The following is an 18,968-nucleotide window of genomic DNA, read 5'->3' as shown; positions in this document are numbered from 1 at the left end:
CCATGGCGTTCCGCATCGCGCAGATCAGCGACACCCATCTCTCGGAGCGGCATCCCGGCTTCACCGCCAATTTCGACGCCCTGGCCGCGCATCTGCGCGCCGATGCGCCGGACCTCGTGGTCAATACCGGCGACCTTTCGGCACATGGCGAGCTGGCGGGGGACGACCTGGCCTTCGCGCGCGAAAAGCATGAGGCGCTCGGCCTCGACTGGCTGGCCATTCCGGGCAACCACGATGTGGGCAATGATCCCGCCCTTGGCGGGCCGACGCCGGCCGATGCCGCGCGGCTGGCGCGCTGGCACGGCATCATGGGCGCCGACCGCTTCCGGCGCGATCTTCCAGGCTGGCGGCTGATCGGGCTGAACACCCTGATCACCGGCACGGATCTGCCGCAGAACGAGGAACAGTTCGCCTTCCTGGAGGAGGCGCTGGCCACGGCCGGCGGCCGCGCCATCGGGCTGTTCCTGCACAAACCGCTCTGCGAGGAAACCATCGCCGAGACGGAGATCACCTACTGGGCGGTGCAGCCCCGCCCGCGCCGCCGCATCCTGGAGCCGCTGGCGCGGCATCCGGCGACCTTCATCGCCTCAGGCCATGTTCATCAATGGCGGGATCGCGGGGCGCCGGAAGGGCTCCGGCAGGTCTGGGCGCCGGCGGCGGCCTTTATCGTGGGCGATGCCTGGCAGCACCGCCTGGGCGCCAAGCCGGTCGGCTATGTCGAGCATCTGCTGCATGAGGATGGCCGGCATGAGTGCCGGCTGGTGGAGCCCGAGGGCATGCGATGCCATGACCTCGGGCTGATGCCGGGCATCTATCCGGCGATGGAGCCTGTCGTGGCCTGACGCCACGCGGGCGGCCGGCTGGCGGATGTCCGCGAACCGGCCGCCCTTGAAGCCCCGCCATGGCGCGCGGGATGAAGCGTCGCCATGGGGCGGATGATCGACCGCTTTCCCGCCCTGCCCAGCCCGGATGCGCGGGCGCCTGCGCTCTCCCTCCCGTCCTCGGCGATGGCCGAGACTGGCGGGCCTTCCTGTGTGAAGATCGGCAGCCCAGTTCAGGCCGCTATGCGGCGCGGCATTTCCCGCGCATGCGCGGCGGGCACTGCCTGTTCGCCTTGCCGCCGCCGCCGGAAGTCGCGATCCAGCCCGTGGGGAGGCTGCCGGCGGCCTTTCATCGAGCCCCGCCGCCAGGAACTCGCCTTGGGCCGTGGGAAGCATGAAGGAGGGCCGGCATGGCCCCGCCGCAAGCACGGCGCCCGTTCCGCCCGCCGGAGCAAGCGCGGGGAAGGAGAAAGGTGGAGGCGGCGAGGCGAGGATGCTTCCGCCCGGGGGGCATTGGCGCAGGGCCGGACCGGGCGGCGGTGCCCGGCCCCGCGCGCCCGCTTCAGCGCAGGGTCGGGTCCAGCCGGTCGCGCAGCCAGTCGCCCAGCATGGAAACGGCCAGCGTCGTCAGCACGATGACGACCGAAGGTGCCAGCAGGATCCAGGGCGCGCGCGTCAGGTATTCCCGCCCATAGCCCACCATGTTGCCCAGCGAGGTGCCCGGCGGCTGCACGCCGAGGCCGAGGAAGGACAGCCCGCTTTCCAGCAGGATGATTTCCGGGAAGGCCAGCGTCATGGAGACGATCAGGGTGGAGGCGATGTTGGGCAGCACATGCCGTCCGTAGACCCGCCATGGCGAGGCGCCGAGCTGCTGCACCGCCGCCGCATAGCCCTGCGCGCCCGCGCTGATGGCCAGGCCCCGCGCGATGCGGGCATAGCGTTCCCAGCCATTGAGGCCGAGCAGGCAGATGAACAGCGCCAGCGAATTGCCGAAAAAGGCCAGCACCGCCAGGGCCAGGATCAGGAAAGGCATGGCGGCCTGGAAATCCACCAGCGCCATCACCGCCTGTTCCGCCAGCCCGCGGAAATGCGCCGCCAGGAAGCCCAGCGCCACGCCCAGCGCCGCCGAGATCAGCGTGGCGCCGAAGGCGATCAGCAGCGACATGCGGATGGAAACGATGAGACGGCTCAGCACGTCCCGCCCGAGCTCGTCCGTGCCCAACGGATGGGACCAGGAGCCGCCCATGAAGACCGGCGCCGCCAGGCGGTTGCGCAGATCCATGGCGGTGAAGGCGTAAGGGTTGATCCAGTCCGCGGCCAGGGCGACGAACAGCACCAGCCCGATCCAGCCCAGCGCCAGGATGATGGCCAGCGGCATCCCGGCGCGCCGACGCGCCGGCGCGGTGGCCGTGGCGGTTTCGATGGTGGTGTCCGACATCAGGTCCTTCCCGCCGAGATGCGAAGGCGCGGGTCCAGCACGCCATAAAGCAGGTCCACCACCAGGTTGGCGGTGACCATGGTGGCTGCGACCAGCAGCAGGATGCATTGCACCACCGCCAGGTCCCGGTTGGACACGGCCACCACCAGAAGCCGCCCGACGCCGGGCCAGGAGAAGACGCTTTCCACCACCACCGCGCCGGCGAGCAGCGAGCCCACCATGAAGCCGACGATGGTGACGGTGGGGATGGCGGCATTGGGCAATGCGTGGCGGCGCACCGCGACATGCCAGGGCACGCCCTTGGCCAGCGCCGTGCGCATATAGGGCTGCCCCAGCACTTCCAGCATGGCGGAGCGGGTGAAGCGCGCCAGCACGGCGGCACCGCCCATGCCCAGGGTGATGACCGGCAGCACCGCATGCCGCCAGCTTTCCTGCCCGCCGGAAGGCAGCCATCCCAGTTGCACCGCAAACAGCAGCACCAGCAGCAGCCCCAGCACGAAGGACGGCACGGTGAAGCCGGCCACCGCCAGGAACATCACGCCACGGTCGATCCAGGAATTGCGGTGCAGGGCGGCATAAACCCCGGCGGGGATGCCAAGGCCGATCTTGATCAGCAGCGCCGGCAGCGTCAGCGCCAGGGTGGCGGGCACACGCTCGGCCACCAACTCGATGGCGCCTCGTCCGTCGCGCATAGACTGGCCAAGGTCGCCATGCAGGATGGCGCCGAAATAACGCAGGTATTGCACCCAGAGCGGGTCATCCAGCCCCCAGGCGCGGCGAAAGGCGGCGATGGCCTCGGGCGGCGCGTCGGCGGACATGATCAGCAGCGCCGGGTCGCCGGACAGGCGCAGCACCACGAAGGCGAAGGTGACAACCAGCACCAGCGTCAGCAGCGCGCGCGCCAGACGGGTGCCAAGGAAACGCAACATCTCAGGCAGCCTTTCGCATCGGCGCAGCCTCGCCCTGGGCGACATGGCAGGCAACCAAGCGGCCATCGCCGGGACGCGGCTTCAGCGCCGGCGCCTGCCGCGCGCAGAGCGACACCGCCAGCGGACAACGGGGATGGAAGGCGCAGCCGGAAGGCCGCGCGGCGGGGTTGGGCGGGTCGCCTTGCAGCACGATGCGGTTGCCGCGCCGCGTGGGGTCCGGGATGGCGGAAACCAGCGCCTGGGCATAGGGATGCGCCGGGTCGTGCAGCACCGCGTCCGGCTCGCCTTCCTCGACGATGCGGCCGAGATACATCACGGCGACACGGTGGCTCATCTGCCGCACCGCGCGCAGGTCGTGGGAGATGAACAGGAGCGCGATGCCACGCTGCTGCTGCAACTCCACCAGCAGGTTCATCACCTGCGCCTGGATGGAGACATCCAGCGCGCTGATCGGCTCATCGCAGACCAACAGCACGGGGTCGGTGGCCAGGGCGCGGGCCAGCACGGCGCGCTGCCGCTGACCGCCGGACAGTTCATGCGGGTAGCGCTCCGCCTGGTCCGGGCGCAGGCCAACCTGCCGCAGCAGGGCATGCACACGGGTGGCATCGGCGGGCAGGCCATGGATCTGCAATGGCTCGGCCACCTGGACGCCGATGGGAAGGCGGCGGTCCAGCGCGCCCAGCGGGTCCTGGTAGACCATCTGCATCCGCGCGCGCTGGCGGCGCCAGGGCAGGCTGCCGGGGGGCGGCATGGGTGCGCCCTCGAACTGCACGTCGCCTTCGTCCGGTGCTTCCAGGCCCAGCACCATGCGGCCGGTGGTGGATTTGCCGCAGCCGGATTCACCAACGAGGCCCAGGGTGCGGCCGGCTTCCAGCCGCAGCGTCACGCCATTCACCGCGCGCACCTCGACCGGGCGGCCCAGCATGCCGCGCCGCATGGAATAGCGGCGCACCAGCTCACGGGCTTCCAACAACGGCGTCATGCGGGCAGCAGTTCCGGCGAGAGGGGCGCGCGGGCGGAAACCGCGCCGGGGCGGATGCAGGCGGCGCAATGGCCGGGCGTGACCGCCACCAGCGGCGGCGGCGCGGCATCGCAGGCGGCGACATGGCGCGGGCAACGCGGTGCGAAGGCGCAACCCGGCGGCATGGCCCAGGGCTCGGGCACGGAGCCGGGGATGGCGGCCAAGGGCCGGCGCGGCCCATGGATCGGCGGCAGCGCGGCCATCAGGCCCTGGGCATAGGGATGGGATGGCGCAGCAAAGAGCCGCTCCGTCCGCGTTTCCTCGACGATGCGGCCGGCATACATGACGCAGACCCGCTCGCAGGTCTCGGCGATGACGCCGAGGTCGTGCGAGATCAGCACCAGGGCCATGCCGGTATCGCGCCGGATCTCGGCCAGCAGAGTCAGGATCTGCGCCTGGATGGTGACATCCAGCGCCGTGGTGGGTTCATCCGCCACCAGCAGCTCCGGCTGCCCGGCCAGGGCGATGGCGATCATCACCCGCTGATTCTGCCCGCCCGAGAGTTCATGCGGATAGGCATCCAGCCGCCGGCGCGCATCGGGCATGCCGACCTGGTCCAGCAGCCGCCGCGCTTCCTCCCGCGCCGCGGCGCCGGAGAGGCCGCGATGCAGTTGCAGCGCCTCGGTGACCTGGCGGCCGATGCGGTGCACCGGGTTCAGGCTGCTGGCGGGGTCCTGGAAGATCATGGCGACACGGCCACCGCGCACGCGGTCCAGCGTGGCGGGCGGGGCATGCAGGATCTCCTGCCCCGCCAGCCGCACGCTGCCGGTGACGCGCGCCTTGCCCGGCAGCAGCCCCAGCGCCGCCAGCCAGGTGACGGACTTGCCGCAGCCGCTTTCCCCCACCAGCCCGAGCGATTCACCCTTTCCGATGGAGAGCGAGACGCCGCGCAAGGCCGGCGTCCTGTCAAAAGCGACGGCGAGGTCGCGGATCTCGACCAGCGCGGCGCCGGCCATGCTCAGCCGCCCCAGTTGTTGGCGCGGAACTCCATCGCGAAGGCAGGCGCCGCCTTCCACTTGATGTCGCGCCGCTTGGCGGTGAAGGTCGCGTTCTGGTGCAGCACCTGATACACCGGGTCCTCGCGCTCGCAGATTTCCAGCATGCGGCGAAAGGCCTTCTTGCGCTCGGCATGGTCCGTGCTGGTTTCCAGCACCACCGCCATGCGGTTGCTTTCCTCGTTGCTCCACATCCCGACCTGCTGCGCCTGCCCATTGGGGCCGAACTGGTTGACGATGCAGGAGACAGGATCGTTGAAGGGCGCGCTGGCCGACCAGTCGTAGACGCCACGCTCGCCATTGCGGTCGAGGATCTGGGTCCAGTTCTCCTTCATCTCGATCTGGACGTTCAGGCCCACGGCCTTCCACATCTCCACCAGCACCTGCGCCGTCGGCGTCTGGTTGGTGTAGTAGTTGTTCAGCAGGCGGTAGGGGATTGGGTCGCCCTTGTAGCCGGCGGCCTTCAGCAGGTTCTGCGCTTCCTTTGGGTCGTATTTCGGCGCAGCCCAGTCGGGCACCATCATGTCGCCGTAGTAGTCCCACTGCAGGCCCTTCGGCACCACGGTGCGGCCGGCCCAGAGGCTGTCCACGATCGCCTGCCGGTCGAGGGCATGGGTCATGGCGCGGCGCACGCGCGGGTCCTTCAGCACCGCGTGGCTCTGGTTGAAGACGCTGATGCGGTGGTTCAGGATCGTGCCGCCCTGCACCTCGTATTTCGTGTCGCCCTCGATGGCGCCGATCTGGTCGGGCGGGATGTCGCAGGCGAATTGCACCTCGCCCGAGCGCAGCATGTTGATGCGCGCCGGCACCTCCGGCACCTCGATGAAGCGGATGCGCTTCAGCGGCGGGCGGCCGCCCCAGTATTCGTCATGCGCTTCCAGCACCAGAAGCTGGTCCGGACGGAATTCCACCACCTTGTAGGGGCCGGTGGTGACGGGCTTGCGCGCCCAGTCAAACCAGGTCCCGGCCTCGGCGAAGGCGCGGCGGCTGATGATCTCGCTGCCATAGCGGGCCAGGCGGCCTTCCAGCGTCACGTCCGGCGAGGCGTTGTGGAAGCGGACCGTGTACTTGTCCACGACCTCCACCCGCTCCAGCGCCGGCCAGGAACGGCGGGCAACGGCGGGGATCTCCGGCGGCAGCTCGCGGCCCGCGCGGGTCGGGATGCCGTCGCCGCGCACGGGAATGGTGCGGCCCTGCGCCGTCGCCGGCGTATCGCCGAACATGCGGCTTGAACCGAAGGAAAAGGCGATATCCTCGGCCGTCATCTCGTCGCCGTTGTGGAACTTCACGCCGGGGCGCAGCTTCAGCTCGATGGCGCTGTCGCTCAGGCGTTTCCACTCGGTGGCCAGCAGCGGCACGGTCTTCAGCTCATCCAGCCAGGCACGGCCGATCAGCCCTTCCCAGAGGGAGGAGAAGAAGATCCGCTCGCCCACATTGGACTGCTCGCGCAGCACTTCCAGCGTGTTGGAGTTGCTGATCTTCTGCACGGCGATGCTGATGGTGGGCCGATTGTCTGCCTGCGCCAGGGCGAAGCGGGGCAGCACCAGCGCGCTGGCACCGGCACCCAGCAGGGCGCGACGGGAAATGTCGATCATGGCTGTCTCTCCTCAAGGCCGTGCGGCGTGGAGCGGAAATGGGTCAGCGTGCGCTCGGCATGCTTCATGCGGTGGGACAGGGCGCGCTGCGCGTAATGCGCGACGGTCGCGGCATGCGCCGGGTCATCCGCCAGGTTGTTGAGCTGCGCCGGGTCTGCCTCCAGGTCGAAGAGCAGCGGCGGCAGCGCGGCGAAATGTACGTACTTCCACTTGCTGTCTTGCACGACGCAGAGCGAGCTGTCGTCCATGTTGAGGCCGAGCACGCCTTCCGGCTTGGAGTAATGCACGTCGCGGAAATCGTATTCGTAGAACAGGTGGTCCCGCCAATCGGAGGGCACTCCATCCCGCACCACCGGCAGCATGGAGCGGCCGTCGCAGGCGCGCGGCGGCGTGCCGCCCAGCCAGTCCAGGATGGTGGGCAGCACGTCCACGCTTTCGGTGAAGCAGTCCTCGATCTGGCCGGCGGCCTGCGGCGCATCCGGGTCCTTGATCACCAGCGGAATGCGGAAGCTCTCGTCGTGATAGCCGATCTTGCCGAGCAGGTAGTGGTCGCCCAGCTGCTCGCCATGGTCGCTGGTGAAGATCACCAGCGTGTCCTTCCACTGGTCCGTTTCGTCCAGATAGGCGAAGACCTCGCCCAGGGCCTGGTCCACTTCCGAGATCATGCCGGCATAGGTGGCGCGCATCTGCGCGATGGTGGCCTCGTCCAGTTCCGAGGCCGCGCCGCCGGCACCGTGGAAGAAGGAACCCTGGCTGATGCCGTTGAGGTAGAAGGAATGCAGCGGGTGCTGCTTCGCCTCGTCCTGCCAAGTGGGCCCGCGCACCAGCTTCGGCATATCCGCCGGGTCGTACATGGTGTTGAAGGGCGCGGGCGCGATGAAGGGCGGGTGCGGCCGCCAGTAGCCCAGGTGCAGGAACCAGGGCTTGTCGCCCTTGCCCTTCAGGTAGGTCAAAGCACGCTCGGTGAAATAGGCAGTGTCGGAGAGTTCCGCCGGGATGCGGCTGGGGCGCTGCGTGGCGCCGGGGACGGAATCCTCGCCTTCCGGCAGCCAGATATCCTCGCGGTTCTCCGGCAGATCGAAACCCTTCTGCGCCAGCCAGCCGAAATAGCCGTCCATGCTGGGCTCGAAGGCGCCGACGCTGCGGAAGCCTTCCATCAGGTCACCCAGCAGGGTGAAGCGGAAATCCTTCTCCGTGGTGCCGCGCGGGTCCGGCGTGGTGGTGGTGTAGCCGATCAATGCCGGGTCGTAGCCGATGCCCCGCAGCGCCTTGCCCAGGTTCATGTGCCGGGAATCCAGCGGCACGGTGTTCTGCACCGCCCGGTGGTTCATCAGGTAGAGGCCGGTCAGCAGGCTGGCGCGGGCGGGGCCGCAGGGCACGGCGGTGGTGACATGGTTGCGGAAGGTCACGCCCTCCCGGCACAGCCGGTCGAGATTCGGGGTCTTGAGAAAACCGGCGCCGAGCGCGGGCACGAAATCGGCCCGCCACTGGTCCACCACGATCAAAAGCACATTGCGCCGCTGAGTCACGTTTGCTCCGCCTTGTTCGACGGGCAGCGGCTTAACGGCGAAGCGCGACGTGCCGATGACAGGAAAATGACGGATCGAAGACGCTGAAGGGGAAGGGCAGGCCATGCCCTGGCGACAGCCATTCAGCCAGCCCGGCGGCTGATGTTCCTGGCCGAAGGCGATGGCGAAAAAAGATGCGGCGCCGGGAGGATGTGCCGTGAGGAGAGGAGGCGTGAGAAGCCCGGCGCCGCGAGGGATCGAGTTTGGGGTAGTCTGCCGGGAGAACGGGCCAGAAGCGGATATGTTTCAAGGGGGGCGGGATCGTTGTGTTTCACGCCCGCGCGACAAGCTGATCATCCAGCGGGTCCCGTTCCGCCGGCCAGGCTGGAGCCTGGCGATCAGGAGATGCCTGCCTCATGCCGACGCCGCGAAAGCAAAGGCAGCGCCTGCGCTGGGCCATTCTGGGCCTGGTGGTGCTGTTGCTGTGGGGCATGACGGCGGCGCTCGGGGTTTTCGTGCTGCGGCTTTCCTGGTCCGGCGCCGGCTCCTGAATGGCGGCCCCCCACCGCCGGGGGTCCAGGCCCCCGCCGGCGGGAGCGCTGTTCCTCAGACCGCGCCATGCGCCTCGACATGCAGCGCGTAAAGTGAATGGCTGGACGTCATGTAGAGGCGGTTGTTCTTGGGGCCGCCGAAGGCGAGGTTGGCGCAGCGTTCCGGCAGGCGGATGAAGCCGATCGGCTTGCCCTGCGGATTGAACACCATGACGCCGTCCAGATCCTCCGGCTTGCCGCGCAGGCCGAAGACCTGCCGTCCGCCGTCCATGGACGGCTCCGGCTCCAGCGCGCCATTGCTGCCCCAGCCGCACCAGAGATTGCCGTCGCGATCGACCTTGAAGCCGTCCAGCGCGCCCTGGTCCGCGGCATCGATCAGCTTTGTCTTGTTGCCGACGCTTCCATCGGGCGCGACATCGAAGCTCCAGATGCTGCGGTTCGGCGTACCGCGCCATTCCACCACATAAAGCTTGCTTTCATCCGGGGAGAAGGCGAGGCCGTTGGGGTTGACGATGTCGGTGATCACGGCGCGCAGCGTGCCGTCGGCGGCGATGCGGTACACATTGGTGGTCGGCTGCTCCGGCCTGGCGCGGCTGCCTTCCCATTCGCCATTGATGCCGAACAACGGATCGGTGAACCAGATCGTGTCGTCCGAGCGGACCACCACATCATTCGGCGCGTTGAGCCGCTTGCCCTCGAAGCTGTCCGCCAGAACCGTGATCCGTCCGTCACGCTCCGTCCGCGTCAGGCGCCGCGTCACGGAATGCTCGCAGGTGATCAGGCGGCCCTGGCGGTCTCGCACATTGCCATTGGCGAAATTCGCCGGCTCGCGAAAGACGGTGAAGCTGCCGTCCTTCTCGTCATACTTCATGATGCGGTTGTTCGGGATGTCGCTGCAAAGCAGGTAGCCGCCCTCGGGGAAATAGGCCGGTCCCTCGGCCCAGCGCATGCCCGTGGCGACCTGTTCCAGCGTGCTGCTGTAGATCCGGTACCGGGCGAAGCTGGGATCGAGGATCTGCACCGCCGGATCGGGATAGCGCTGGTTCGGCCGGAAGGGGAAGGATTGCGCCCCGGCCGCGGAGGCCAACAGGGAGCCGCCCGCCATGGCGGCGCCGGCACCCAGCAGCCGGCGTCGTGTGGTGTTCATGTTGCCTTTCTCCTCCAGGGCGGGCTGCGCCGCCTTCTCACATCCGGCGGTCATCGCCCGGACGGCCGTCAAGGCCTGTCCGGGCTCCGCTCCATGGCGCGATCCTGAGCTTTGTCGGGACGTTTTTCCAGCGCGGTTGACGCCTGGGACCTCGCATCCCGGCACGCCGGTTCCTGACACCTGAGGCACCCTGCGGGGCATCGGGCTGAGCAGGCCCATTGACGACCATGAGATCAGCGATTTAGGCAGAAGATCCTGATGCATGGTAAGGGAGACTTATCGGATCATACGTCTGCTGCGCTTCCTGCCGCTGATCGAGAGCGCCGAAGGGCATGACAAGGCTTAGCGCTTCCGGCGGGCCATCGAGCCCACGGCGCTGCTGGAGCCGGGCTTCGACCTGCCGCCTGGCGTGGCAGACCGGTTGCGGCGGGAACAAGGGGAGGTGTCCGGCGGCGCCGCGCGGCGCATGTCGCTCCGGCAGGTGTTTGAAGCCAGTTCCGGCTTTCACCTCGCGCTGATGCAGGCCTCCAACAACCGCTTCTTCGCTGATGCGGTGCTCCGGCTCACACGCCTGCGGCGGCTGATTGGCGACATCATCGCGACGGGCCAGGAACGCCTGACCTCGCAATCGGCCAAGCACCTCGCCATCCTGGACAGCATCGAGCGCGGCGACATGGCGGAAGCTTCCGCGCGCATGCCGCGCCATCTCAACGCCGGACGGGCATCCAAGGCGCGCCTGGTCGCCCAGGGAACGTTGCCGGTGCCCGGAGGTCTGGCCGCGTCGGAATAAGGCCCTGTTCCCGGGACTTCTGCCGTCTATTTCAGTGCAAGAGGTGAATGCGGAATGGAAAGCCGCGTGGCGGCGTTCCCATCATGGCCGGTCATCCAGCGCAACCGCCCGGAACGTTTCCAGCAGGGAGCTGATCGCCGGCCATTCGGCGTATTCCCGGCGGGCGACCAGCACAAGGTTCCGCCGGATGGGCGGCTCCAGCGACAACTCGCTCGGCGGGTGGTCCTGCCGCGACGCCCGCGAATGCTCTGGCAGGATCGCAATGCCGAGCCCGAGATGGACCATGCCGAGAATGGCCTCGATGGAGTCCAGCTCAAGGATGGCGTTCACCTTGATGCTCCTGGCGCGGAGCGCCTCCTCCACGATCTGCCCCACGCCCATGGCCCCGCTGAAGCGGATGAACGGGCGCGTCGCCAGCATCTCCCGGATATCCGGCAGGACCAGGTCATCATGCGCGAAGAGCTTGAGTTCCTCCTCCCGGATCAGCTCGGTCGCCAAGCCGATGTTCGGGCGATCCGGCCCGGTCACGACGGCGGCGTCGAGACGGCCCTGGCCAACCTTGAACATGAGCTCGGCCGAAAGGCCGCTTTCCGCGCGGATCACGAGGCCAGGATGGACGCCACGCAGTTGCAGCAACACCCTGGGAAGGAGGCTTGTCGCCGCGGAAGGAACGACGCCGACGCGGAGCGAGCCGACAAGCTCCGGCGACGCGGCATGAACGGAGGCCCGGAGCGCGTCATACTGGTCGATCAGGGCCCGTGCGCGGTGGACCAGCGTCCAGCCATGCTGGTTCAGCACCGGCGGCCGCGTCGTCCGGTCAAACAGCGTGATTCGCCATTCCTCCTCCAGGGCCTTCATTTGCAGGCTGACTGCGGATTGCGTGATGAAGAGCTGCTCGGCCGCGGCGCTGAAGCCACCGCGATCAGCGATCATGACCAAGGTCTTCAGATGCCGGATTCCCATGCGGCATCATAAGTTTTACTCAACTTAACAGCAAAATTTTAACGATTTACCTTTTGGTCGCCTGTGCCACTCTGGCGGAAAACCGCGACAATGAGGAAATGTGCCGATGCTGCTCAACCTGACGCCGGAGCAGGCGCGCCTCCAGAAACGGGCGAGGGAGGTGGCCGAGGCCGTCGTGCGCGGCCGCGCCGCGGAAACCGACCGCACCGAGGCCTATCCCTGGGACAATGTCCGCGCCCTCAACGAGGCCGGGCTGATCGGCTACACGATCCCAAAGGAATATGGCGGGGCCGGGGGCAGCTTCCTGGATGCTGTCCTGATCGTCGAGGAGATGGCGCGGGTCTGCGGCGTCACCGGCCGCATCGCGGTCGAGGCCAATATGGGCGCCATCTCCGCCGTGATGCGCTACGGCACGGAGGAGCAGAAACGGCTCGCCGCCCGGATCGTGCTGGCCGGCGACAAGCCCGCGATCTGCATCACCGAGCCGAATGCCGGCTCCGCCGCGACGGAGATGACGACCTCCGCCGTCAGGCGGGGCGACGTGTATGTGCTGAACGGGACAAAGCACTGGATCACCGGCGCCGGGGTATCAAAGCTGCACCTGGTCTTTGCCCGCGTCTTCGACGAAACCGGCGAGGAGCAGGGCATCGGCGGCTTCATGATCGCCCATGGCGACACCGGGGTGCCGGACACGCCGGGGTTCCGGATCGGCAAGCGGGAACCCACCATGGGCCTGCGCGGCATCCCCGAGAGCGAGGTGATCATGGAGGACGCCGAGGTCCCGGCGAGCATGGCGCTGCGGCCGCCAGGAGGCTGGCGCCGGGGCTTCGCGGAGCTGATGAACGCCTATAACAGCCAGCGCGTCGGCGCCGGCACCGTGGCGCTCGGGCTCGCGCAGGGCGCCTTCGAGCATGCGCTGGACTACGCCAAGTCGCGCGAGCAGTTCGGCCGCCCGATCGCGGAGTTCCAGGGGCTGCAATGGATGCTCGCCGACATGTCGGTGCAGCTGAACGCGGCGCGCTTGTCGCTCTACAACGCGGCCGGCAGCGCCGATCCCTTTCCTGACCCGATGCTGGCCGCGCAGGCCAAGGTCCTGGCTTCCGAGATGGCCATCAAGGTCACGAATGACGCGCTGCAGATCTTCGGCGCCCGGGGCTACTCGCGCAACCTGCCGCTGGAGCGCATGGTGCGGGATGCGAGGATGTTCACGATCGGCGGTGGCACGGCGCAGGTCCTGCGGACGCAGATCGCCGGACGGCTCCTGGGCCGCAAGCTGCCGCAAACGCGGGATGGCTACCAGCCTGGCGCCCTGAAGGCCGCGGCGGAATAGCAGCCCGGCTCCGCACCGCAGAACCGTGCCGGCGGAATGGTCGGCCAGGTGCCGGAAAGCGAAGATGCCCTTGTGGCGGCGAACAAGAACAGGAGGAGCGACATGAACGACGCTCAGGGCTACCCGCTCACGACATCCAGCCCGCAGGCGGCGCTGCTTTACAACATCGCCCAGCAGAACCTTCTCGAATACCGCCTGGTCACGATGCAATCCATCAAGGACGCGATCGAGGCCGATCCCCATTTCGCGATGGCCCATTGCCTGCGCGGCTACCAGTTCATGATGTACGGGTCCTTTTCCGTGCTGAACAACGCGAAATCGGCCCTGCGCGCGGCGGAGGCCGGGGCGGCGGGGGCGACGGAGCGCGAGCGGATGCATGTCGAGGCGCTGCGCGCCTGGACGGAAGGCCGGACCGGCAGAGCCATCACGACATGGGAGCAGCTCCTCGGCGCCTATCCACTCGACATCGTCGCGCTGCGGATGCACCACTTCAACTGCTTCTGGACGGGGCGCCAGCATTCGCTCCGCGGCGGCGCGGCTGCCGTGCTCGATCGCTGGTCGCAGGACATGCCGGGCTACGGCAATGTGCTGGGAATGCTCGCCTTCGGCTATGAGGAATGCGGCCAGTACCGCGAAGCCGAGAAGTTCGGCCGGCTGGCCGTGCAGCACAACCCGCACGACCTCTGGGCCCTGCACGCCGTCGCGCATGTGATGGAAATGGAGGACCGGCAGCGGGAAGGCATCGACTGGCTGACCCGGCCGGAGGACCACTGGTCCGACCGCAACCCCTTCAAGGGCCATCTCTGGTGGCACCTCGCCCTGTTTCACCTGGAAAGCGGGCATTATGACCAGGTGCTGGATCTTTATGACCGCTGCGTGCGGAACGATGGCTCGACCTTCTATCTCGACATCCAGAACGCGGCCTCGCTGCTGGCACGCCTGGAGCTGCTCGGGGTGGAGGCCGGTGACCGGTGGACGCAGCTGGCGGACTTCGCCGAGAAAAGCATCGGGGATCACGGGCTGATCTTCACCGACCTGCACTACATGATGGCTCTCGCGAAGGAGCGCCGCTTCGACGCGGCCGAGCGTCTCCTCGCCTCGATGGAGGAGTTCGCGGCGGAGGATGCGGCGGACAGCGCCGCGGTGGTGCGGTCGATCGGCCTGCCGCTGTGCCGCGGGATCCTTCGCTTCGAGCAGGGCGACTACGCCGGCGCCGTCGATGCGCTCGCGCCGCTGCACAACAACGACGCGCCGATCGGCGCGAGCCACGCGCAGCGCGACATCATCGACCAGTACCTGATCGAGGCGACGCGGCGCGCCAGCAACCTGCCGCGGACGCGCATGCTGCTGGCCGAGCGTGCCGCGCTGCGGCCGCGCAACAAGGCGGCCGTGGAGCGCCACATCGACGTCACGCGCCGGATCTACAAGACGGCCTGACCTGCGGCCAGGGCGGGCGGCGCCCGCGCCGCCACATCCCGCCAGCCCAGGGGCGGGCAGGCCGGTCAGGCGGCTCCGGAGGCTTTCAGGGCGCCGCTGCCATCAGCCTCCGAAAAGTGGCTCGGCAACGCCCCGCACCCCCAGGCCATGGATGGCCAGGAGCGCGCCGGCATGGGGCTGCCTCGCCCGCTCGTCCTCATCGAGGAAGATCGTGCCGGAGGTCACGTAAAGGATGTCCAGGTCCGGCCCGCCGAAATTGCACATGGTGGGATGCGAGACGGGCAGCCGGACCATGCGGTCCAGCCGGCCCGCCGGGTCGAACCGGCCAACCGCCCAGCCGCCCAGCAGCGCGCCCCAGTAATAGCCTTCCGAATCAAAGGTCGCGCCATCGACCTTCCAGGGCTGGTCGCGGGTTTGCAGGTAGATCCGGCGATCGGCAAGGGTGCCCGCCGCGAGGTCGAGATCGTAGCGGTAATAGGTTTCGGCTGTGCTGTCGCCAAAGATCAGGGTCCGGTCGTCGGGGCTGAAGGCCATGCCGTTGGACACGATGAACCCGCCATCCATCTTGTGGCAGCTGAAGTCGGGATCGAGGCGGTAGAGCGAACCCGTCGCGTCGCTGTTGCCCGGATTGCGCGAGCCGACCCAGTAGCGGCCCTGGCGATCGCAGCGCCCGTCATTGAGGCGGTTCTCCGGCATGTCCGGCTCCGGGTCCAGGACATGCTCCACCTTGCCGGTGCCGAGATCCACGGTGGCGAAGCCGGTCTTCAGCCCCGCGACGATGCCGCCATTCCGGCGGAACACGTAGGAGCCGATATTGGTCGGCATGGGCCAGACATCCACCGTCCCATCCCGGTTGAGCCTTTGCAGGCACGGCTTGCGCGTATCGACCCAGTACAGGACCTGCTCGGTGGGGTGCCACATTGGCACCTCCCCGACGATGTTCCCGGCCGCGTGGGCCACCCGGATGTCGGCGGCGGGCGCTTCGGACATGGCTTTATGATTCCTCCGGCTGTTCTGCTTCGCTTCCGGTGGAAGGTTCATGCTGCGCCGCAAAATGCCGTGCTGTTCGAAGATCCCTGAAAAAGACCTCTGGTCATCTGCGACGGGAGCAGCTTATGTTCTTCCAAGAAAGCGCTTTCTTAAGGCGCAGTGTAGAGACATGATGGCGCGGAACGCAACCGCTCCTGGGGGAGAGACGCCAGTGAACCGAAAGCCCTTGGCTGTGCCGGTCCCGGACCGGCGGGCGCAGCCTGCATGAACGCTTTCCACAAGCTCAAGGACCGCGTCGCCATCGTTGGCGTCGGCAACACGGCTTACGGGAACTTCCCCGAGATCGATGATTTCGGCCTCGGGGCGCGGGCCTTCCGCAATGCGGTGGAGGATTGCGGCATCGGGAAGGACCAGATCGATGGCCTGCTCGTCTGCCGGGTGCCGTCCTATGCGCGCATGGGCGAGATCCTCGGGCTGAACCCGCGCTGGACCGTGCAGATGCCGCCGCATGGGCGGATGTCGGGCATGGCCATCATCGAGGCGGCGGCGGCGCTCGATGCGGGCCTTTGCGACTATGCCGCGCTGATCTATGCGAATATCGGCCGCTCGCGCCGCGTGAACTATGGCGGCGACGAAAGCCCGGGCGTCTGGGACCCGTGGGGCTTCACCTCGCCCGGCGCCTCGCATGCGCTGATGTTTCAGCGCCATTCCGCGCTCTACGGCACGACGACGCGGCAGCTCGCCGAGGTGTCGGTGGCCTTCCGGCACCATGCCTGCCTGAACCCATCGGCGGTGATGAAGCAGCCCATCACCATCGACGACCATGAGGCCGCGCGGCCCATCACGGAGCCGTTGCGCCTGCTCGATTACTGCCTGATCAACGATGGCGCTGTCTGCATCATCATGACAACGAAGGAGCGCGCGCGGGACCTGAAGAAGCGCCCCGTCATGATCTCCGGCATCGGCGCGCGCGAGGCTTATTCCACCGCCTCCATCCCGAATTTCAGCCTGAATTTCTGGTATGACGAGATGCGCGATGTCGCCGCCCAGGCCTATGGCATGGCGGGCGTCGGGCCGGCCGATGTCGATGCGCTGATGTGCTACGACAATTTCAGCCCGACGGTGCTCTTCAGCCTCGAGGGGCTGGGCTTCTGCGAACAGGGCGAAGCGGGCTCCTTTGTCGAGGGCGGCGCGCTGAAGCTCGGAGGCAGGCTTCCGACGAACACCGATGGCGGCCATCTTTCCAACTCCTACATGCAGGGCTGGGCTCTCAACATCGAGGCCGTCCGGCAGCTCCGCGGCGAATGCGAGGGGCGCCAGGTGAAGGATGCCGAGGTGGTGCAGTATTGCGGGGCGACGCCGTGCAGCCGCTCGATCATCTATACGGCAGGCTGAGGAGATGACGATGCAGGGCACCACCGCCAAGCCGCGCCCGAGGATCGACCCGGTCAGCCGCGGCTTCTGGGACAATGCCCGGGCCGGAAAGCTGTCGGTCCAGATGTGCCAGGATTGCGGCGACAAGCATTTCCCCGGCTCGCCCGTTTGCCCGAAATGCCTGTCCGAGAACCAGTCCTGGGCGCCGGTTTCCGGCAAGGGAACGTTGCTGTCCTGGGTGCGCTTCCATCGCGCCTACTGGGACGGCTTCCGGGACGATCTGCCTTATCTCGTCTGCCTTGTCGGACTGGATGAAGGACCGCTGCTGATGAGCAACCTGGCCGGCGTGGAGCCGGAGCAGATCCGCATCGGCGCCAGGGTCGAAGCCATCTTCGAGAGCATCGACGAGGAATTCACCCTGCCGAAGTTCCGCGTCTCGGACTGAACGGCTGAAGACGCGCGCAAGCGCGCGAGCCACCGAAGGGAGGTCAATCCATGAAATTCATCACCAGGGCCATCAAGGCCGGCCTTGTGGCCGTCAGCCTTCTCGGGCCCGGCACGGCGCTCGCGCAGGACCGGGCCAGCACCTTGCGCGTCGTCGTTCATGCCAATCTTCAGATCCTGGACCCGGTGTGGACAACCGCCTTCATCACCGGGCGCCATGCCTATCTCATCTACGACACGCTTTACGCGATGAACTCCCGCTTCGAGCCGAGGCCGCAAATGGCGGAAGGGCACGAGGTCCTGGAGGATGGCCTCGTCTACCGCATCCGCCTGCGCGAAGGGCTGCGCTTCCACGATGGCAACCCGGTGCGCGCCCAGGATGCGGTGGCCTCGCTGCGCCGCTGGTCGATGCGCGATGCCATGGGGCAGAGGATGGCCTCGGTCACGGCATCGATCGACGTGGTGGATGACCGGACCTTCGAGATCCGGCTGAAGGAGCAATGGGGCCTGGTGATCGAGACCCTCGCCAAGGCCTCGAATCCCGCCTTCATCATGCCGGAACGGATCGCCCAGACGCCGCCGACGACGCAGGTCACCGAAACCATCGGCTCGGGGCCGTTCATCTTCGTGCGCGAGGAATGGCGCCCGGGCAATGTCGTGGTCTACCGGCGCAACCCGGATTACGTGCCGCGCGATGAGCCTGCCGACTACATGTCCGGCGGCAAGCGCGCGCTCGTCGAGAGGGTGGAGTGGCGCTACATCCCTGACCACAACACCTCCCTCGCGGCCCTCAACGCCGGCGAGATCGACTACTTCGAGGCGCCTCCGCTCGACTTCATCGCCAGCCTGGAGCGCAACCGCAACGTCCGCATCGTCAAGATCGATCCGCTCGGCACGCAGGGCGCCATCCGCCCGAACTCGCTCTTTCCGCCCTTCAACGACCCCCGCGCCCGGCAGGCGCTTGCACACCTGGTGCGCCAGGAGGACTACATGCGGGTGGTCGTGGGCAATCCCCAGCTCTACCAGGCCTTCTGTGGCGCCTTCTTCCAGTGCGGATCGGGCAACGAGACCACCGTCGGCAGCGAGCCCTTCCGCCAGCCCAATGTGGAGCGGGCGAAGGAGCTGTTCCGGGAAGCGGGCTACAAGGGCGAGCCCATCGTGGTGCTGCAGCCGACCGACCGCGCCCAGTACAACGCCGCCACCATGGTGCTGGTCCAGAGCCTGCGGCGCGCCGGCGTGAATGTGGACGTGCAGGCGATGGACTGGAGCACGCTGCTGTCGCGGCGCGCCAGCCGGAACCCGCCGGACCAGGGCGGCTATCACATCTTCATCACGACGCATGGCGGCCCCGATACCGCGATGCCGGTGTCCAACAGCTGGTTCAATTCCCGTTGCGACCGCGCCAATCCGGGCTGGGCCTGCGACATGGAGCTGGACGCGATGGTGGCCGAGTGGGCCAAGGAAAGCGACGCCGAGAAGCGCCGCCCGATCCTGGAGCGCATCCATCGCCGCGCCTGGGAAACGCTGCCCTACATCCCCTTCGGCCAGTACACCCAGCCCGTCGCCGTGCGCTCGAACATCCATGGCATTCTGGCCGCCGGGATGCCCGTCTACTGGAACATCGAGAAGCGCTGA

General features: G+C 67.8%; 17 protein-coding genes. 8 read left to right on the top strand and 9 right to left on the bottom strand.

Features of this window, described 5'->3' with window-relative positions; genetic code table 11:
* The first annotated feature begins 2 nt into the window (after nucleotides 1–2).
* A complete protein-coding gene (locus tag F0Q34_RS12355) occupies nucleotides 3–842 on the top strand; it encodes a metallophosphoesterase family protein (RefSeq protein ID WP_149812527.1) in 840 nt (279 codons plus the stop codon).
* Nucleotides 843–1,383: 541 nt separating this feature from the next.
* Here the strand turns inward: F0Q34_RS12355 and F0Q34_RS12350 are convergent.
* From F0Q34_RS12350 to pehA, 6 genes are read right to left on the bottom strand one after another with little or no spacing between them, the layout of a single operon-like run.
* On the bottom strand, nucleotides 1,384–2,259 hold the full coding sequence (locus F0Q34_RS12350; protein WP_149812526.1) for an ABC transporter permease: 876 nt from the start codon (nucleotides 2,257–2,259) through the stop codon (nucleotides 1,384–1,386).
* Nucleotides 2,259–3,188: an ABC transporter permease gene (locus tag F0Q34_RS12345; RefSeq protein WP_149812525.1), complete on the bottom strand. Its 930-nt coding sequence runs from the start codon at nucleotides 3,186–3,188 to the stop codon at nucleotides 2,259–2,261. The genes F0Q34_RS12350 and F0Q34_RS12345 overlap by 1 nt, the downstream gene beginning before the upstream one ends.
* A gap of 1 nt (nucleotide 3,189) precedes the next feature.
* Nucleotides 3,190–4,170: an ABC transporter ATP-binding protein gene (locus tag F0Q34_RS12340; RefSeq protein WP_149812524.1), complete on the bottom strand. Its 981-nt coding sequence runs from the start codon at nucleotides 4,168–4,170 to the stop codon at nucleotides 3,190–3,192.
* Nucleotides 4,167–5,165, bottom strand: coding sequence for an ABC transporter ATP-binding protein (locus tag F0Q34_RS12335; protein WP_149812523.1), 999 nt, complete (start codon nucleotides 5,163–5,165; stop codon nucleotides 4,167–4,169). Before F0Q34_RS12335 ends, F0Q34_RS12340 begins: the two co-directional genes overlap by 4 nt.
* A 2-nt stretch (nucleotides 5,166–5,167) precedes the next feature.
* Nucleotides 5,168–6,799, bottom strand: coding sequence for an ABC transporter substrate-binding protein (locus F0Q34_RS12330; RefSeq protein ID WP_149812522.1), 1,632 nt, complete (start codon nucleotides 6,797–6,799; stop codon nucleotides 5,168–5,170).
* Nucleotides 6,796–8,328 carry a phosphoric/sulfuric ester hydrolase PehA gene (gene pehA / locus F0Q34_RS12325; RefSeq protein WP_206668007.1) on the bottom strand — a complete coding sequence of 511 codons (1,533 nt, stop codon included), beginning with the start codon at nucleotides 8,326–8,328 and terminating at the stop codon, nucleotides 6,796–6,798. Before pehA ends, F0Q34_RS12330 begins: the two co-directional genes overlap by 4 nt.
* A gap of 395 nt (nucleotides 8,329–8,723) precedes the next feature.
* Between pehA and F0Q34_RS22515 the strand changes: the two genes are divergently transcribed.
* On the top strand, nucleotides 8,724–8,858 hold the full coding sequence (locus F0Q34_RS22515; RefSeq protein WP_277755279.1) for a hypothetical protein: 135 nt from the start codon (nucleotides 8,724–8,726) through the stop codon (nucleotides 8,856–8,858).
* A 55-nt stretch (nucleotides 8,859–8,913) separates the two neighbouring features.
* Here the strand turns inward: F0Q34_RS22515 and F0Q34_RS12320 are convergent, their stop codons facing one another.
* A complete protein-coding gene (locus F0Q34_RS12320) occupies nucleotides 8,914–10,005 on the bottom strand; it encodes an SMP-30/gluconolactonase/LRE family protein (protein WP_149812520.1) in 1,092 nt (363 codons plus the stop codon).
* 361 nt (nucleotides 10,006–10,366) lie between these two features.
* Between F0Q34_RS12320 and F0Q34_RS12315 the strand changes: the two genes are divergently transcribed.
* On the top strand, nucleotides 10,367–10,795 hold the full coding sequence (locus tag F0Q34_RS12315) for an FCD domain-containing protein (RefSeq protein ID WP_277755280.1): 429 nt from the start codon (nucleotides 10,367–10,369) through the stop codon (nucleotides 10,793–10,795).
* A gap of 81 nt (nucleotides 10,796–10,876) precedes the next feature.
* Here the strand turns inward: F0Q34_RS12315 and F0Q34_RS12310 are convergent, their stop codons facing one another.
* The gene (locus F0Q34_RS12310; RefSeq protein ID WP_149812518.1) at nucleotides 10,877–11,758 is read right to left on the bottom strand and encodes a LysR family transcriptional regulator; all 882 of its coding nucleotides are present in this window, start codon (nucleotides 11,756–11,758) and stop codon (nucleotides 10,877–10,879) included.
* Nucleotides 11,759–11,864: 106 nt separating this feature from the next.
* Between F0Q34_RS12310 and acdA the strand changes: the two genes are divergently transcribed.
* Both acdA and F0Q34_RS12300 read left to right on the top strand, forming a co-directional pair.
* Nucleotides 11,865–13,088 carry a 3-sulfinopropanoyl-CoA desulfinase gene (gene acdA, locus F0Q34_RS12305; RefSeq protein ID WP_149812517.1) on the top strand — a complete coding sequence of 408 codons (1,224 nt, stop codon included), beginning with the start codon at nucleotides 11,865–11,867 and terminating at the stop codon, nucleotides 13,086–13,088.
* 102 nt (nucleotides 13,089–13,190) lie between these two features.
* A complete protein-coding gene (locus tag F0Q34_RS12300; protein WP_149812516.1) occupies nucleotides 13,191–14,525 on the top strand; it encodes a tetratricopeptide repeat protein in 1,335 nt (444 codons plus the stop codon).
* A gap of 102 nt (nucleotides 14,526–14,627) precedes the next feature.
* Here F0Q34_RS12300 and F0Q34_RS12295 read toward each other — a convergent pair whose 3' ends face one another.
* A complete protein-coding gene (locus tag F0Q34_RS12295) occupies nucleotides 14,628–15,515 on the bottom strand; it encodes an SMP-30/gluconolactonase/LRE family protein (protein WP_161600859.1) in 888 nt (295 codons plus the stop codon).
* Nucleotides 15,516–15,779: 264 nt separating this feature from the next.
* On the opposite strand from F0Q34_RS12295, the gene F0Q34_RS12290 reads away from it, so the two are divergent.
* The 3 genes from F0Q34_RS12290 to F0Q34_RS12280 are packed head-to-tail and all read left to right on the top strand — an operon-like array spanning nucleotide 15,780 to nucleotide 18,968.
* A complete protein-coding gene (locus F0Q34_RS12290; protein ID WP_149812514.1) occupies nucleotides 15,780–16,910 on the top strand; it encodes a thiolase family protein in 1,131 nt (376 codons plus the stop codon).
* Nucleotides 16,911–16,920: 10 nt separating this feature from the next.
* Nucleotides 16,921–17,334, top strand: a complete 414-nt coding sequence (locus F0Q34_RS12285; RefSeq protein WP_149812513.1) for a Zn-ribbon domain-containing OB-fold protein — start codon at nucleotides 16,921–16,923, stop codon at nucleotides 17,332–17,334.
* 50 nt (nucleotides 17,335–17,384) lie between these two features.
* On the top strand, nucleotides 17,385–18,968 hold the full coding sequence (locus F0Q34_RS12280; protein ID WP_149812512.1) for an ABC transporter substrate-binding protein: 1,584 nt from the start codon (nucleotides 17,385–17,387) through the stop codon (nucleotides 18,966–18,968).

The sequence above is a fragment of the Teichococcus oryzae genome, from assembly GCF_008386565.1.
GTDB classification, from domain to species: domain Bacteria; phylum Pseudomonadota; class Alphaproteobacteria; order Acetobacterales; family Acetobacteraceae; genus Pseudoroseomonas; species Pseudoroseomonas oryzae.
Note: the sequence above shows the minus strand (reverse complement) of the source record. Positions and strands in the feature narration are given on the sequence as shown.

Bases quoted from the DNA above. Each gene is read 5' to 3' on its own strand.
- F0Q34_RS12330 (WP_149812522.1), bottom strand. From the start codon at position 6,799: ATGATCGACATTTCCCGTCGCGCCCTGCTGGGTGCCGGTGCCAGCGCG.
- F0Q34_RS12340 (WP_149812524.1), bottom strand. From the start codon at position 4,170: ATGACGCCGTTGTTGGAAGCCCGTGAGCTGGTGCGCCGCTATTCCATG.
- F0Q34_RS12285 (WP_149812513.1), top strand. From the start codon at position 16,921: ATGCAGGGCACCACCGCCAAGCCGCGCCCGAGGATCGACCCGGTCAGC.
- F0Q34_RS12350 (WP_149812526.1), bottom strand. From the start codon at position 2,259: ATGTCGGACACCACCATCGAAACCGCCACGGCCACCGCGCCGGCGCGT.
- F0Q34_RS12335 (WP_149812523.1), bottom strand. From the start codon at position 5,165: ATGGCCGGCGCCGCGCTGGTCGAGATCCGCGACCTCGCCGTCGCTTTT.
- F0Q34_RS22515 (WP_277755279.1), top strand. From the start codon at position 8,724: ATGCCGACGCCGCGAAAGCAAAGGCAGCGCCTGCGCTGGGCCATTCTG.
- F0Q34_RS12310 (WP_149812518.1), bottom strand. From the start codon at position 11,758: ATGGGAATCCGGCATCTGAAGACCTTGGTCATGATCGCTGATCGCGGT.
- F0Q34_RS12295 (WP_161600859.1), bottom strand. From the start codon at position 15,515: ATGTCCGAAGCGCCCGCCGCCGACATCCGGGTGGCCCACGCGGCCGGG.
- F0Q34_RS12280 (WP_149812512.1), top strand. From the start codon at position 17,385: ATGAAATTCATCACCAGGGCCATCAAGGCCGGCCTTGTGGCCGTCAGC.
- F0Q34_RS12300 (WP_149812516.1), top strand. From the start codon at position 13,191: ATGAACGACGCTCAGGGCTACCCGCTCACGACATCCAGCCCGCAGGCG.
- F0Q34_RS12345 (WP_149812525.1), bottom strand. From the start codon at position 3,188: ATGTTGCGTTTCCTTGGCACCCGTCTGGCGCGCGCGCTGCTGACGCTG.
- F0Q34_RS12355 (WP_149812527.1), top strand. From the start codon at position 3: ATGGCGTTCCGCATCGCGCAGATCAGCGACACCCATCTCTCGGAGCGG.
- F0Q34_RS12290 (WP_149812514.1), top strand. From the start codon at position 15,780: ATGAACGCTTTCCACAAGCTCAAGGACCGCGTCGCCATCGTTGGCGTC.
- F0Q34_RS12320 (WP_149812520.1), bottom strand. From the start codon at position 10,005: ATGAACACCACACGACGCCGGCTGCTGGGTGCCGGCGCCGCCATGGCG.
- acdA (WP_149812517.1), top strand. From the start codon at position 11,865: ATGCTGCTCAACCTGACGCCGGAGCAGGCGCGCCTCCAGAAACGGGCG.